The following is a 17,964-nucleotide window of genomic DNA, read 5'->3' on the forward strand; positions in this document are numbered from 1 at the left end:
GATGATTCGATGGCTTGGATTTTTCTTCTTATTGCCGGATTTGCCGAGATTGGTAGTGTTATAAGCTTGAAACTTGCAGACGGATTTAAAAAATTTCTCCCCTCTGTCGCGTGTCTTTTTTTTGGGAGTTTAAGCTTTTATTTTCTTTCTTTGTCATTAACTTCTCTTCCAGTGGGAACTGCCTATGCAATATGGACCGCTATCGGCTCTGTTGGAAGTGTTTTAGCAGGAATGATATTCTTTAATGAACCTAGAAGTTTAAGATTAACCCTATTGATTATGTGTATAATTGCAGGAGCTGTAGGTATTAAAATGACTTCTGGACATTAATATCAGGGTTTTAAATGGCAATAAGTAGATACAGAAAAAGGTGCAATCCCTGAATGGAGGAGAAGAGAGATGAAAACTATTCAAGATTGGATAAAAGAATATCCTTTAATAAACGAGTTAGTTGCTACAAAGGAAGTGTTTTGGTCAAATCCTAAATATGAACCATTTCAAACTGAGGGTAAGAAACTTCCACTTAATGATAAAGATGTAGAAGATGCTGAGGAAAGGCTCAAGCGTTTTGCTCCTTACATTGCTAAAGTTTTTCCTGAAACAAGAAACCTCAACGGAATCATTGAATCTCCGATTGTACCCATCCCGGCGATGCATCAAAAGTTATCACACACCTATGAGCATCCATTAGAAGGGACATTTTTGTTAAAATGTGACAGCCACCTTCCCATTTCAGGTTCCATTAAAGCTCGCGGCGGCATTTACGAAGTGTTAAAACACGCAGAAACGTTGGCGATTCAACATGGTTTATTATCAGTAGAGGATGATTATTCGATCCTTGATAGCGATAAATTTAGAAACTTCTTTTCCGATTACTCCATTGCCGTCGGATCTACAGGCAATTTAGGGTTAAGTATAGGCATAATGAGTGCCAAATTAGGTTTTAAAGTATCGGTCCATATGTCTGCGGATGCAAAGAAATGGAAGAAAGCTCTCCTTAAAAGCAAAGGAGTAACGGTGATTGAATATAAGGAAGATTACAGCAAAGCGGTCGAAGAGGGGCGCAAACAGGCTGATAGTGATCCGAATTGCTACTTCATTGATGACGAGAACTCTCGCGATTTGTTTTTAGGATATGCAGTGGCAGCAATTCGACTAAAAAAACAATTAGAAGATTTAAATGTAACTGTAGATGAAAACCATCCACTATTTGTTTACCTTCCATGCGGAGTAGGCGGTGGGCCGGGAGGAGTGGCTTTTGGTTTAAAACTTATGTATCAACATCGAGTACATTGCTTCTTTGCAGAGCCTACGCATTCTCCATGTATGTTACTTGGGCTAGTAACAGGTCTGCATGATAAAGTCTCTGTACAAGATTTTGGAATTGACAACATCACATCAGCAGACGGCCTTGCGGTAGGAAGGCCATCAGGATTCGTTGGTCAAACCATCGAGCCTTTATTAAGTGGAAGTTATACGGTTAGCGATAATGAATTATTTAAACTATTAAGCGCATTGGTCGATACAGAAAATATTCACCTGGAGCCTTCCGCATTAGCCGGTGTAATAGGGCCGGTAAAGTTATGGACTGAAAAAGAAGGAAAAGAATACATACAAAATCATAACTTAACAGATAAAATGAAAAATGCTACACATCTCATGTGGGCTACCGGTGGAAGTATGGTTCCTAAAGAAACGAAAAACGAATATTATAAAAAAGGAGTAACGTTATCACAAGGAACCCAGCCGAATTGTGATTAGACGGATTCATGATAAATATTGTCCAATGGCCAGGGACCAATTAAGAAAACAGGGCCATAGAGTAAGGCTCTGTTTTCTCTACTCTAGACTTTCTGAATAATATAAAGGAACAAAACAAAGGCTACCTGAAAAGAAGCCTCAGGCTTGTTGATAAAAGAATATTAATCAATATAAAAGTATTCGCATTCTTATCTTTTGCACTCTATCGAAAAAATTATGGTCGGCTATTTCTTTCGCTTTCCGCGGACGAAACGCTAGCCTCCTCGGCACAGCTGTCTATGACAGCTGTGCCTGTGGGGTCTAGCTTATTTCGTTTTTCCGCAGGAGTCTTCAGAAATAGCCGACCATCTTACTAATGAAATAATATGAAGAGATACGCAAACAGAAGCGAAATCCGTTGATTGGAGTGGAGGCGGCGACTTCAGCGGGAACAGCACGAGCTGAAGGCCCCGCAGGAACGTAGTGACGAGGAGACTAAAGCCGTGCCCCGCGAAACGCGTCCGCCGCAAAGGAAATCAACATTTTCTTGCATACGCTCTTTTTCATTAGTATACAGTTATATTCACTCTTTTTATTTTTTGTCTACAGTCTGAGGCTACCAGAAAAGTAGCCTTTTTTTAAAATAGTAGCTTCTAGCTTGATGGCATGTGATGGGAATCGTATATATCTTTTGTACTATACGGTCTAGTGTGAAAGTGTGATTAAAATTACAACATTTGATGAACAGGCAAATGAAGATTTAAGCTTTATACTAGTACTGTGTCTAGGAGCACAGCCGGTTATTGACTAGTGGGGAATTTCTTCATTTTGCCAGTGCCGGTTTTTTGATGCATAATAATAGTAATCTTATATTTCGTTGAGATAAAGGAAGGGATTGTTTTGAAAAAGATAGACTCTATATCTATGAGAGAAAAAATAGCGAGTTTTTATCTTTATTCTATTTCTTTTCTTGGTATGATTGCTGTTATCAATTCCCTATTTAAAAGTGAAATGCCTTCTGAATTAATAATCCTTTTGCTGTTAGCTGTGTTTATGGGGATTATTGAGTATTTTCCTTTCCGCATTGGGAGAAGCGGAATCACGCCCAGCCTTACGCTCATTTATCCAATGATTTGGGGGTTTGGGATACATATAACTGTCATTGCTTCTGTGTGTGTAATGGTATTTTCCCAGTCCCTTCGCCGTTTTCACATGCAAAGAATACTATTTAATAGTACTCAACTTGCTTTAAGTATCACTCTAGCAGAGTGGTTGTCCAAACAATGTATTTCTTTTTTTATTACGGAGATGAACCTGCCTTTTTTATATGAAGAATTAATAAGCACGCTTTTATTTACCGTATTCTTTTGCTCTATCAACACCCTTTTATTCGATCTTTTAATGGTGCTTCTTCCCCAGCCATACACGCGAGAACAATGGCACAAGAAAAATTTGTTAGTATTTTTGAGTGCAAGTTTTTGTTTATTCTACGCCTTTCTTATATATATTTTAGAACATCGATATCGCGGAGAGATGGATGGAATTACTGTTCCGTTCTTCTTTTTTCCGCTTGTAGCCATTTGCATCATTAGTTCTTTCTCCTGGCAAATACGGATTGAAAAAGAACGATTATATAAACTTTTTTCTATTACAACGGAGTTGAGTCAGGGTCTGTCTGCCGGAAACTTACATCAGATGAAACAATCACTTAAAGGATTCTTGGGAATACAAGCATATGCTTTATGGGCAAAAGATGAAGGGGACTGGCAGATTCTGTTAAAGGATGGAAAAGTACATTCCAATATTTCAAGTTCGTTTGATCTGCATCCGAATTTTGAGGAGATAGCCCAAACCTTTGTTGTTACTGATTGGAAAACGGGTATGGCTCCTGGAGATGAAGTATTTGAAGATGTCATACGCTCCCTCGTCTACTTACCTCTTAAAGTCAATAATGAGTTGGTTGGAATGTTTGTTGCAGGCAAAAGCAGGGGGGCGAGTTTTATTACCGAAGATATACAGTCTTTAGCTACGTTTGCCAATCATTTGGGTAGCTTGCTTAAAACACGGTCGCTCGTCTCTGAACAGGAAAAGCGAGTTATTTTGGAAGAAAGAAATCGACTAGCCCGTGAAATCCACGATGGAATTGCACAAGTATTAGCTGGGGTCATATTTCAGCTGGAATCAGCTCAGAAGCAATCCGAAGATCAATCAGGAAACATGCAGCAAGTGGTAGACAAAAGCATAAAAAAATTACGGAATAGTTTAAGTGAAGTTCGGTATTCTATCTTTGCTTTAAAGCCATATCCTACCCAAAGGCTAGGGCTAAAACAAGCAATTGCTGATAAAATTGAATCTATAAAACAAGAATATGATCTGGCCATTACTTATCATGAAAGAGGCCGTTCTCGTACACTCAGTTTTTCAAAAGAACGAGTTATTTTTGATACTTTACAGGAAAGCTTGCAGAACATTGTAAAACATGCAAAAGCGGACAAGGTTGACATTCTCCTAAGCTATCAACGTGAACATACACTTTTAAAGGTGAAGGACAACGGGGTTGGCTTTTCCCTTTTTGAAGCCATGATTAAATCGAAACATGAGCCTCATTATGGCATTTTGTATATAAATGAACAAGCTGAACAACTGGGAGCTACCCTTCAGATTGATAGTTCAGTAGGAAAAGGTACAGAAATTACATTGTCAATTCCAAATTCAGAAACAGGGGAGGAGTATCATGATTCAAATATTACTAGTGGATGATCATGCTGTTTTGCGTGATGGACTTCGGAGCATATTGGATCTCGAATCCGACATCCGAGTCGTAGGAGAAGCCGTTACCGGGGAGGAGGTATTGAAGAAAGTAGAGGAGTGTAGACCTGATTTTATTTTGATGGACATCAATCTCCCTGGAAAAAATGGCATTGAGGTCACGTCCCTCGTGAAAAGTCAGTATCCGAATTGCCGCGTTCTTATATTGACGATGTTTGAACATGATGAATACTTAATGGAAGCACTTCGGGCGGGTGCAGATGGCTATTTATTGAAGGATTCGTCATCTGAACAAGTGGTAGAAGCTATTCGAAAGGTATCACAAGGGGATTCGGTTATTCATCCTCGCATGACCCAAAAGCTGATAACGTATCATCAAACAAATTCAGAACGTAACGAAAATGTGCTATCAGATCGTGAAAAAGAAGTACTGTTTGAATTGGTCAAAGGTCTTAGCAATAAAGAAATTGCTGAAGTCCTATTTATCAGTGACAAGACAGTTAAAATTCACATCAATAAGATTTTCAAAAAGCTGAATGTGAAAAGCCGTACACAAGCAGTCATTTATGCCGTTCAAAATCAACTTGTTCCTTTTTCTTAAAGAACTATCCTGCGCCTAGACAAGGTGCGGATAGTTCTTTTGTTTTATGTTGGTATAGAACCAAAAGCTGTAGCAATTATACCTTATGGTTAATTTTCAGAAAAGTAAAAAAGTGAAATAATAAAGATAGATTTGAAGTTTACTAGTTTCATTTATTTTTTATTTTATAAGAAAAAGGAGATAGGTTCATGAAAAAAAGAAAAATGATGGCATGGAAAGTCATGACCACAGCAGCGATGACTTCCTTATTATTTTCATCAGTTGCCGTTTCTGCAGAAGGTGATGTTACGCCAGCTAAGTCGCAAATGTTTGAAGAAATTGTAGAACAAGGAGGACAATTATTTTTTGATAAGGATATGATCGAAACAGGTCAAGAAGATTCATTATATAAAGACGTTAAAAAAGAAGGTTTGGCTACAGCATATAAACCGAATGATACTGTTCGCTTAATCGTAGAAGTTGAACAACCAACTGAAAATGAGCAAACAGCCAAAAACAAAAAAGCTTTATATAAACAAAAACAAGATAAAGTAATCGAAAAAATCTCAAAAGAAAAAAATTCTAAATCAAATGCTCCTATTAAAGTGAAGCATCGTTTTTTCGAAGGGTTTAACGGATTCAGTGTAGAAACAGAGTTCCAAAATATAAAAGATATCCAGTCTATTCCAGGGGTTACGAATGTCCACATTGCTAGAACTTTTCAGGAAAATATGGCAGCAAGTAAAGAATTAGTACAAGCTCAAAAAGTATGGGAACAATATGGTTATAAAGGTGAAGGATTAGTAGTAGCGGTCGTAGATTCCGGGATTGATTATACGCACAAAGATATGAATCTATCTGACACAGCCAAAGCGAAAGAAAAATGGACTCAAGATAAAATTAATCAAAAATTTACTGAGACAGACGTAAACGAAATTTGGTATTCCGAAAAAGTTCCAACAGGATATGATTGGGCAGACAATGATACCAATGTCATTCCGGGAACAAAAGGCAGTCCGCATGGTACACACGTGGCTGGTACAATTGGAGCAAATGGCGACGAAACGAAGGGTGCTGTCGCTGGAATTGCACCAGGTGTTCAACTATTAGCTGAGAAGGTATTTTCTGATAATGGCGGTGGTGCCTATGAGGATGATATTATCGCAGGAATTGAGCATGCAGTCACAATGAGTGCAGATGTAATCAACATGAGTTTAGGTGTTGATGCAGGCTACGTCGATGAAGATTTTGATCCGATCCAAAAATCAATCCGAGTTGCGACGGAACAAGGTACCCTTGTTGTAGTGGCAGCCGGTAATACAGCCTATAGTACAAAGAATAATATTATTCCCTCTTCATTAAGACCATATGCGGAAAATCCAGATATTGGAACAGTTGGTGCGCCAGGTGTAAGTCCATATGCATTATCGGTTGCTTCCTATGAAAATACTAAACTTCATTTAAATGCCTTAGCAGATCCAAGTGGTTTTTCGGTGCCGTTCAAAGATCAAACTCAATTTCCAGCATCGTATAATTTTAAAGTCTCTAAGGTTCTTTCACCAGATGTACCTTATGATTTAGTAAATGTTGGGGAAGGAAAGAATGCATCAGATTATCCTAAAGGCAAAACTGGCTACATTGCAGTAGTTAAACTATTAAATCCATATAGTACTGTTTCATCTATTCAGTTTACTGCAAAGAGTGCAGGAGCAAAGGCTATTATTATGATACCACCTGCAGTATGGAATGATTATACTTCTCTACCATTATCGCCAACTGCAGCACCAACGGCGTCAACTAGTAAAGCTGTAGGTGAAGCATTACTGAGTAAAATGAATAGTCTGCCAAGTGGTCAATATTTAAGCATGAAATTTGCAGGCGATACTTGGGTAGAGAATCCAGCGAAAGACACGATGTCCTCTTTTTCATCCTTTGGATCTCCAAGTACATTAGATTTTAAACCAGAGATTTCTGCTCCGGGTGGAAATATTTATTCAACTATACCAGGAAATGATTATGAAGTGATGAGCGGTACATCAATGGCAACTCCTCATGTTGCAGGCGGCTCAGCATTGTTATTGCAGGCCCTTTATCAAAAAGGATTAACTCAGTCAGAAGATACAGTTTTAAAAGCAAAACTTGCTTTAATGAATACAGCTAATATTGCCATGGATCCAAGGACAAATGGAGAAGTTCCATATTCACCACGTGTACAAGGGTCTGGGATAATGAAAATTCAAAATGCCATTAATACACCAGTCATTGTGACAAGTAGTAAAACGCCTTTAGAACAAGCTGGAGCGGTTGCATTAAAGGAAATCGGTCAAAATACAAGCTTTAAATTAAACATGGAAGCATTCGACACTCCTAAGGGTAAAAATAATAGTGATGATATTGAATACAATGTTTATGTAGATCTATTGAAAGATAAGACTGAAATGAAGGAATTCGATTTAGATAGTGATGGGGAATTGGATTCAAAAGAGTATTTAACATTAACTAGTGAACGAATTAATGGTGCGACTGTCACTGTAAATGATAATGTGGTAACAGATAAAACTGGAGCATTTGTTAAAATTAAACCAGGTCAAACAAAAATGCTAACTGTTAATGTAACTTTACCAGATTCCTTAAAGAAAAATAGTTTTGTAGAAGGGTTTGTTCGTCTAGTTCCAGTAGCCAAGGACCAAGATAAAGCAGTGCCTTTAACTGTTCCTTATATGGGCTTCTATGGAGAATGGGATGAACCAGGAAATATCGATGCTCCTGCATGGGAGAAAGATGCATTTGTGGGATATACGGCACTTTGGGATGAAAGTGCAGAAAGATATCCATTAGGATATAACCCGTATTCTGATACATTCTCTCTTAACCATATTGCCTTCTCACCAAACTATATTAATGATGGAATCTTTCCGTCATTCCAAGCATTACGTAATTTAGAAAAAGTTGAAATGTATGTTGAAGATCAATCTGGAAATCTCATTAAAAATTTAGGTGATTTTAGTGAATACACTGGAACACCATGGAAATTCAGAAAAAATATTATGTCATACGGGGATATAATGTATGGCGGATATAAATGGGATATGAAGGACACTTCCGGTCAATTTGTACCAGACGGTATATACCAATATGTTATCAAATCAACATTAGAATATGAAAACGCAAAACCACAGATTGTTAAAATGCCAATGACGGTAGATTCCATCGCTCCGACCGTTTCAAATATTCAAGTAACACCAAAGAACGGAAAATATGAAGTTTCCTTTGATGCGCAAGATAATGCCACTGACTTTAATTCGGCACTTCTTTGGGTTAATGGGAATTTTTATTCACCAGCAGTTGGAGTAAAATCTATACTCTCAAATACAGAACCACAAAGTATTGTTATTTTAGCCATTGATTATGCAGGAAATCAATCCTACAAAGTTTGGGGAGATCCGAGCTATATTAAATATACTATGGCTGTTCAAACGATCAGTATAACTCCGACTGCAAATATTAACAAAAGCAAACCTGCAAAAATTAGTGCCTGGGCTTATTCTAGAGTAGACTGGACGATTAATGTTAAAGATGCAAGTGGAAAGATAGTCGATTCGTTTAAAGTAGAAAATGAACATTCACTGAAAACACAATGGGTACCTAATACGGACCTTCAAAATGGAACGTATTCTATATCAGTTGATGTCGTGACAAAAGACGGTTTTAAAGTAACAACAACGCCTAAACAAGTAACGGTTCTCCAACAATAAACCGATTGCGACCCAAGTGAGAATGAATCACTTGGGTTTTTTCATGCTCGGTGCATTGTGCCATTTTTATACGCAAAAGATGAATGATTAAATAAAAAGTCGTGGAGTAGTGCTTTTGTTTTATACTTGTATAGAACCAATAACAGCAACATTTACATCCTATGTTCAATTTTCGGAAAAGTATAAATATGGGATGATAAAAGACGGAATCGAGTTAACTAGTTTCATAGATTCTTCTTTAAAAGACTTGGTTGTAAAAAATATAAGTTAAGAGAGAAAAAACAATTACATAAGGACAAGGGGATGCGGTATGAAGAGGGAAAAAATCAGTAAGATTTTTACAGGAACGCTCAGAAAAAAGTTTAGTAAGAGACAAGCAAAGAAAGTATTTTCGGTCTTTGCGTTAAGTTTAATGCTTTTAAACATTGCATTACCTCAGGCTTTAACACATGTAAATGCTGAAACTAAACCAAATCAGCAAATTTTATCCAGTGAAACCTTTAATGCAAAAGAAGTAAATCGTATTCTTGACGGGCTTACTCCTGAGCAAAAAGCAAACATTAATAAGCTCACTGGAGCAGATAACGCTCAAAAAATCCATGTGGACCAAAAAGATTTACGTAGTTCAAAAAATATTAACGTGATTGTTCAATTTAAAGAAGACCCAGCTAAGATACAAATCATTAAGAAATCGTTGGCTAAAGGTGGAGCAACTGTAGATAGTAAAGCTTTTGCAAGCGAATATTCCGACGCACAAAAAAAAGTTGAAGATTCTCATGCTAAATTTAAAAGCTTTGTGAATACGCAGCCTAAAACGCAAATAATTGGCGGGAAATCTGTTAAAACGGCTATGAGTATTACGCGAGAATATTCAGAAGCATTTAATGGAGTAGCTTTATCACTACCTGCAAAATTAGTTGAAAATATTGTCGAAAATCCAGAAGTTGCTTCTGTTTGGTCTCAAGTAGAATATACGGTTGCAGAAGGATCTACTCCAAAAGCTTTAGAGACAAGTGAGTCTGTAGGCAAGCCTACAACAGGGCTTTCTTTATTAGGATTAGATAAACTTCAGGCTGAGGGTCATACAGGTATTATTAAATCAGGTCCTCGTGCAGGCCAAAAAGTTAAGGTCGGTGTATTGGATACTGGTATTGACTACAACCACCCTGATTTAAAGGCTGTATATAAAGGTGGACATGACTTAGTCAATAATGCAGGATTCGATGCAAATGGAAATGTCATTTATGTGGATGACCATGATCCAATGGAAACAAATTATGAAGATTGGGTAGCTGCTAAGGCGAATCCTAATCCAGTTGTTGGACCACCTCCTGCAGATTATAAACAGTATATTACATCTCATGGATCTCACGTTTCAGGGACTATAGCTGCAAATACGACAAATAATAACGACGTTTATTCAGCAAATGGTGTAGCGCCAGATGTGGACCTTTATGGTTATCGTGTACTAGGACCAGGTGGACGTGGCACAACAGACTCCGTATTGAACGGTATTGATCAAGCAGTTAAGGATGATATGGATGTCATCAATCTTTCGCTTGGTGCAACGATTAATGATCCACTTTACCCAACCAGTATAGCTATTAACAATGCTACCTTAGCTGGTGTTGTGTGTGATGTTGCAGCAGGTAATAGTGGTCCAGGTGCAGCTACTGTAGGCTCACCAGGAACTTCTGCACTGGCGATAACGGTTGGTGCAAGTACGATTCCTGGAGATATTCCAGTGATGACCTTAAAGAACGGCGCAACTTCCTATCAAGCTCGTTTGTTTGGTAAAACCTTCGCACAAGCAGACGATGCATTTAAAGGACAATCATTCCCAATTGTTGATGTCGGCTTAGGTAGTGCGGCAGATTACAATGGTTTAGATATGTCTGGTAAAATTGCTCTTGTGAAACGTGGTGGAGAGTTTTTACAGACTAAAATGGCAAATGCTAAAAAAGCCGGCGTTGCTGGTATGATTATTTGGAACAATAGTGCCGATGCAGATAACCAAGGTTATATAACAAGCTTCTTAGGCGTTAGCATGGATAATGTTTATTCTGTTTCATTGACTCAAGCGCAGGGACAAGCTCTTTCTGATGCCATCTATAAGGATCCTAAATCAGCAACGATTACGTTCCCAGATACACTTGATGCGCCGATCGCAAAGAAAGGCGACGAGTTGGCAAACTTTAGCTCAACGGGGCCGGTAAAAGATTGGACAATCAAGCCAGATGTTGTAGCGCCTGGTGTTGACATTTCGTCTACCGTTCCATATGACGTTTGGGAGCCACAAGACGGAGTAAGTGTAGAAAATAGAGATTATAAGTATGCTTATGAATTAATGTCCGGGACTTCAATGGCAACGCCTCACGTTGCAGGTATTTCAGCATTGATTTTAGCTGCAAATCCAGAATATACTCCGGCAGATGTTAAGTCGGCATTAATGAATACAGCAAAGGATATTAACACAGATTCAAAGACTTATAGCGTATACCAAGTCGGTGCTGGACGTGTTGATCCTGCACGTGCGATAAAAGAGGATGTAAAAATCCAAGTTTTAGATAAAGCATATACCGTTGATTCAGATTCATCTACGCTAAGTCAAATTGATAACCTTACAGGAAGTATGTTCTTTGGCTTTAAAGGTAGAGGAGAAGGCGCAACGAACGGCTCTGATGATGTGATTTCATCAAAAGACTTTAATATAACTAATCAAGGAACTAGCAGTAAAACATTTAATGTAAGTACACAATTTATTTCAACAAAATTTGCTGGATCAAATAAAGTAGGTCCTGGCACAGGAAATGATGTCAAAATTGATTTTTCTACCGGTGGTACAAAAGTGTCATCCATTAATGTTGACGGTGGTAGCAGTGTTAAAACCGAAGCGAAAATTACGGTTCCGTCAAACGCATTAGAGGGCACTTATGAGGGTTATATTTACCTGGTAAATGCGGCGAACTCATCGGAATCATATCGTATTCCATTCACTATTACCGTTGCGGAAAAAGGAATTGATACTTTTAAAGTTGATTATAAGGCAATGACAATGCCAGGTGGAGCTGCTGGATATCGCTTCTCCATTAATAGTTCAATGGAAAACTTCTATATTGTATTAAAAGATAAGAATGGAAATTATTTGGGCGTAGCTAACACATTAAATGATGCAAGTTGGCTTTCCCCAGGTGTCCAATACGGACCATATATAACGCTTTTTAATGGACAATATCTACCATTTACAAAGCCATATGAGGGCTCATTGGATCAATCCGGAATAGCAACAAAGACCGAATCTATTAAAGAGGGCGCATATTCCCTTGAAATGATTATGACTGATGAAGCTGGAAAACGTTACACAGCAGAAGAAACAGTCTATGTAGACAGTACGCCGCCAACCATCAACATGGACAGCGATTCAAAGCCAGGAATCTATGAAATCGACCCTACAGGCTACTCACCTGGACAAGAGATTAAAGGATTTTATGGTTCAGTCTACGATTCTAACATCGATGTTATGAAAAATAATGGTGAAACTTCGGTGCTAAGTCCTAAAGATGGTAGGACACCTGTTCCTGTAGATCAAGCATTGAACACGGTTACTGGCTACCAAGATAGTTATTTCCCAACTGTATTCTTTGATACAGATGAGAAAGGTCGTTTCCATTTTGGAATTACTCCTGAGGACTTAACTTCAAAATTCGGAAGCGCATTTTGGATTTATCCAAGTGATTATTCTGGGACAGGTGATTCAGATATAACTAAACAGGAATATTATTTTATCAAAAAAGGTACCCCATATTTAACACTTACATCTTCTGGAGGTGTTGATGCAGGTCAAGGTAACGAAGATAAGGTTGTAATTGATGCGAATAAACCGTTCAAAACGACAATCGCAACGAAAAATGGATTAGGAATGTCAGGCGGTAAAATTACTCTCAATGATGCGGGTGTTTACGCTTTTAGCAATATTAGATTGACAGATGAGTATAAAAACTATCTAATCAGCAAAGGGATTGACCCTACTAAAGTTCTAACTGTAGGTGAGCCGTATGCTCATCCAGTCTATCAAATCGGTAAAAACATTGATGTGACAATATCTGGCATTGGTCCAGATGGTGCTCTTGACCATGATTTGAATATTTTTGAAGCGGATGTGACTTTTACAAGCGAAGATCCAATTGTTGGACCAAAAGAGTTCCCACTATTACAAGCTAATTTAACCTTGTCAGGTGAGAATTCGAAAGTGACGTGGTTCCCAACCAATGTACCTTATTTACGACAGTCAACATCCCTGCTTAGAGGTCGTTTGGCGGCAGAATCTTTCGCAAGAAACAATGTAAACAATCAATATCCTCAATTCACAGTGGATTCAGGTGCGAAGGTAACTGTCAAAGATGATAAGGGTAAAACATTTACAACAGATAGCCCTACAACTCCAAATAATACAATGGCGTATGCTTTTATCAACCCGTATTATGCCGTGACGATGGATGTAAGTAATTCACCATATTCTGTCGAAGCGAATGTACCAGGTCACTTCAAGGGATATGGGCAAACACCAGTCATTGGTCAAAATAAATTTGGATATCAATCAGGAACTGTAAAAGATCTCCCAGGTCTTTTCCCGATTCTTTTAGGTGGAGATTTCAATGAGGATAACGTCATCGACATGAAGGATTTGACGGATGAAATCAATGTTTATTATCAATATAAGAACCTAAATACACCTAGTAATCCGGCCAATACGTTAGCCAACAAAACGGCATTCCTTAACAGCAACAGAAATGCTGATATTTATTGGATAAAACCAGGATCTCCCGGTTATGGAATTGATTATAATGACTTCTATTTCATCTTCAAAAACTTTGGTAAACAAAATCAAAATGCGATTGATGCAGGGTTAACGGTTCCAACCGCCCAAATGACGGTGGATCAAGATGTGACCATTACGACTCAGTATGGCGGATCCATCACGTTAAATGCGGGAGACACACTACAACAAGTCATGAAAAAGCTAAATTTTGCAGGACCAAAACAAAAAACGTTAGAAACGACCATTCCAAAGTTACAAGACTTACAAAATGGTGCGACAGTTTCCGTCATCCCATTTAGCGATGTGTTCGTAGATGATGTGGTATGGAGAAAAGCGATTACAAAAGTTATGCTCGGTTCAACCGATGTAACAAGTGCAGTAAATATTAAAGAAGCGTATACGTATCGTGACCAAAATGGTGCAACACAGACTATGCCTTCTAAAATTACGTTACCTGGTTCTTTATTCACGACGGCAGCTAATTACACAGTTACAGTTAAGGCTGCTGACTATCAAGATGTAACTACTAGCTTTACGGTTTCGGCGGAACAAATTCTGACGCCTACGATTCCTTTGGTTACCGACCCGCAAAAAGCGCATGTAGGTAAAGATTTAACCTTAACCTTCGAAGATGATGCTAATTGGCGAAATGGGATTGATAAAATCGTAGTTAAGACGTTAAACTACCCAGCGGGTGTAACGATCCTTGATAAGACAAATCCAAGTAATATTATTGATTTGACAGATGGCAGTGGTAACAAATATTACGATATAAGCGTACCAGGACAAATTACATTTAAGGCAGATTTATTTAAGACGAATGCATCACCTGTTGGTCCTTCTTCGGCAATAAATCCTAGTGGAACGAACTGGTTGCCTCAGTTGTATAAGTTTGAAATCAACTCAACAGGTGTAGATAATACGATCTACCCGCTTAAAGCGGTAGGAGTAGATTCAAACGGCAGTGCTGCACAGGCCCTTGGATTTGGCATTACTTTTGATAGTCAAGGTGGTGCTCCAGTTGACTCAGTAGCGGTTGGGTACAGAGCAGATAGAACAAAGGTTGGTAATGAGCTTATATACAATAATATTGGTAACTTCATTAATCCAAGTAGTACAAGACCAGGATATAAATTTATCGGTTGGTTTAAAGATTCAGCAGGTACAAGTTATTGGGCCACAAGTGAGACTCTAAATGCAGATCAAACTGTCTATGCTAAATGGCAAATGGACTTTACACAAAGCTATTCACCTGTTGATGTAACGAAACCCAATGGTATCAAGTTCGACAGTACAAGTGGAGCTAACGGAACTGGTTGGGTGCTTGGTGAAGGAGATCTTAAAATCAACATTCCAGATTATGCAACTAACATTCCTTGGTTAACAAATAAGGATAAAATTGCTAAAATCGATGCAACTTATTATAAAATCAAGAGTGATGGAACAACGGAAGATAAACCTACAACTTATACGTTAGATCCAAGCACATATGAAATGTCAACTAACGATAGAATTGGAACGCTTTCATTTACGACAGCGACTGAAAGTTATGCTACTGGACATCCAAATGAAAAGTTTGCTTTTAGTGAAGCACCAAGTATATCGAATGGACAAATTAAAGGTTACAAGTTAATAGTGACAGCAACAACTGGTGAAACGATTGAGATTCCGGATGTTAAACTAGGTTACAGAAGCCACATTGACTTAAACGGCGGAACGTTAAAGAATTCAAATGATTTATATTTGGCTGATGTATTAATCAATGGAAAAGCTACTTCACCTAATATGCAAACAGCTGGTTCTCATGTAACTAATGGACTATTATCGCTAAGCGATAAACTCTATTTGGACCGTGAAAACTCAAGTGATAAGGTTGTTGATTTTTCAAAAAATGGTAGCTTAACAGATAATGCAACTTACTATTTAGGTTGGATTAAAACTCCTCCTACCGTTTTGAAAGATACAGTTGGAAACATTGTAGGTAGTGATATTACTTTAACATTTACGGATGATGGAACATGGAAAAATAATATCAAACAAGTGAAGATTGGTTCAAAAGAATTAGTTTTAGATAAGGATTATACGATTACAAATAGCTCCATTACGCTAAACCATGACTTATTTACAGCAGGACAAAAGGTCAATGTGATGATTGTTTCTGAAGGTTATGCGGATGCAATCGTTACGGATCAGGTTATAGGATATAAAGTAACATTTGAATCAAATAGCGGAGATCCTGTACCGTCTCAAATCGTAGATCGAAGTGCAACGAAGCCGATCGATCCAACAAAAGTCGGCTATAAGTTCTACGATTGGTATACAGATCAAAATTTAACAATACCATATGATTTTGCAAGCATTGTGACAAAACCAATTACGCTTTATGCTAAATATGCTTTAGTAGGTTCTCTTGTACTAACAGATACTACAGATAACGCTCTTGGAAACGATATTACACTTGAATTCATTGATTCTGAGTGGGCAAATTCTATTTCGAGAATTAAGGTTGGTGCAGTTACTGTAGATGGAACGAAATTCAAAGTAGATATGGCTGCACATACGATTACATTGGATAAGAGTGTCTTCACAAAAACTGGAGAATTCACTATCAATATTAGCGCAACTGATTATGCAGATGTAACCGTAACCCAAAAAGTAGTGAATGGATATAATGTGCATTTCGAAGTGAAAGATAATGCTCCATTTGAAGTAAAAGACCAAATTGTAGCACGCAGAATAACAGCACCGACTGTTTATGGTTATGATTTAGCTTGGTTCGCAGATGAAGCATATACAATTCCTTGGGATTTCACGAGCTCGATCTATTCTGCAAAAACACTTTATGGAAAATGGTCACCTACTAAATTCACTGTTATTTTTGATGGTCAAGATGGTGGCTTAGTACAGACTAAGACAGCAGAATATAATACAACAATCACAGCGCCTACAGCGACAACAAGACCTGGTTATACTTTTGTTGGTTGGTATAAGGATGCTGCAGGGCAAACTGCTTGGAATTTTGCGACAGATAAAGTAAGAGAAAACACCGTTCTTTATGCGAAATGGAGTATCAACTCGTATGCAGTATCATTCGATAGCCAGGGTGGAAGTGCAGTAGATTCTAAAACAGCAATCTTTAATACTACTGTTGGAGAACCAACAGCACCAACAAGAAAAGGATACACATTTGCTGGTTGGTATAAAGATGCTGCAGGTCAAGTAGCATGGAATTTTGCAACAGATAAAGTGACAGGTAATGTAACGCTTTACGCAAAATGGTTACTAAATAGTCCAGTTATTAATCCAATCGATGACAATGATACAAAGATTTCAGGAACGACTGTAGCAAATACAACGATCACTGTAAAAATCGGTAGTGTTGTCATTGCAACAGGAAAAGCTGATTCTAATGGGAAATTTAGTATCAAGATTAAACAACTAAAAGCAGGTACAGAGTTATCTGTATATGCTATAGATAAAACTGGAATTCAAAGTGCGGATACAAAAGTCAAAGTTTTAGATCGTAAAGCACCAAATAATCCGAGTGTCAACAAGGTTGATAATAATGATACAGTTGTAACTGGTAAGGCAGAATCTGGAGCTATGGTTACAGTTAAAAGTGGTAAGACAGTAATAGGAACTGCAAAAGCAACTTCTAAAGGAGCTTTCTCAACAAAAATAGCTGTTCAAAAAGCAGGCACAAAGTTAGTAATCACAGCTAAAGATAGTGCTGGAAATGTGAGTACAAGTGTGACAATAACTGTTTCAGATGTTGTTGCACCAAGCAAGCCAACGGTTAATAAAGTAGATGATAACGATACAAAGGTAACAGGAAAAGCTGAAGCGAACTCAACTGTTAATGTGAAAGTAGGAAGTAAATCTCTTGGCGCAGCTACTGCTGATTCAAAAGGGAACTATTCAGTTAAGATAAAAGTACAGAAAAAAGGAACTACAATTACTGTAACTGCAAAGGATAAGGCAGGAAATAGTAGTCAAGCGGCAACGTTCAAGGTTGTAAAACATTAAATCTAATGAAAAAGTCAAGGGTTAATCCCTTGGCTTTTCATTGTAGACAAAAAATAAAGAAGCATTATTAAAAAACCCTTAATAGTCCACAAAATTTTACTACCACATACATTTCAAGGCTCTCATCGATTCTTCTATCGGATCTACAATATAACTCTGTTGTATTTTGTGAAGTGGAATAAGGTGATGGACATGAATAAAATCTTTCCCTAGTTCTCCATATGTGTTTTCAAAATTCAAATCACAAACTTGGTAAAGGAACATTTTCAGTGAAA

The 17,964-nt window shown here is 37.9% G+C and carries 6 protein-coding genes; all 6 read left to right on the top strand.

The features are described from left to right. Window positions 1-9 precede the first annotated feature (9 nt). The 6 genes from MHH33_RS01910 to MHH33_RS01935 all read left to right on the top strand — a co-directional run bounded on the left by MHH33_RS01910 (window position 10) and on the right by MHH33_RS01935 (window position 17,689). Window positions 10-330 (top strand): multidrug efflux SMR transporter, encoded by a 321-nt coding sequence (locus MHH33_RS01910; RefSeq protein ID WP_342542780.1) that lies wholly within the window; start codon window positions 10-12, stop codon window positions 328-330. A gap of 69 nt (window positions 331-399) precedes the next feature. Beyond that, complete coding sequence (locus MHH33_RS01915; RefSeq protein ID WP_342542781.1) at window positions 400-1,761, top strand: D-serine ammonia-lyase; 1,362 nt, start codon at window positions 400-402, stop codon at window positions 1,759-1,761. A gap of 879 nt (window positions 1,762-2,640) precedes the next feature. Then, complete coding sequence (locus tag MHH33_RS01920; RefSeq protein WP_016429567.1) at window positions 2,641-4,500, top strand: sensor histidine kinase; 1,860 nt, start codon at window positions 2,641-2,643, stop codon at window positions 4,498-4,500. Further along, window positions 4,475-5,110 carry a response regulator transcription factor gene (locus tag MHH33_RS01925; RefSeq protein WP_016429568.1) on the top strand — a complete coding sequence of 212 codons (636 nt, stop codon included), beginning with the start codon at window positions 4,475-4,477 and terminating at the stop codon, window positions 5,108-5,110. The genes MHH33_RS01920 and MHH33_RS01925 overlap by 26 nt, the downstream gene beginning before the upstream one ends. Before the next feature lie 188 nt (window positions 5,111-5,298). Beyond that, window positions 5,299-8,844: a S8 family serine peptidase gene (locus tag MHH33_RS01930; RefSeq protein WP_342542782.1), complete on the top strand. Its 3,546-nt coding sequence runs from the start codon at window positions 5,299-5,301 to the stop codon at window positions 8,842-8,844. A 310-nt stretch (window positions 8,845-9,154) separates the two neighbouring features. Next, window positions 9,155-17,689, top strand: a complete 8,535-nt coding sequence (locus MHH33_RS01935; protein WP_342542783.1) for a S8 family serine peptidase — start codon at window positions 9,155-9,157, stop codon at window positions 17,687-17,689. Window positions 17,690-17,964 lie beyond the last annotated feature (275 nt).

Source organism: Paenisporosarcina sp. FSL H8-0542, from assembly GCF_038632915.1.
GTDB lineage: Bacteria > Bacillota > Bacilli > Bacillales_A > Planococcaceae > Paenisporosarcina.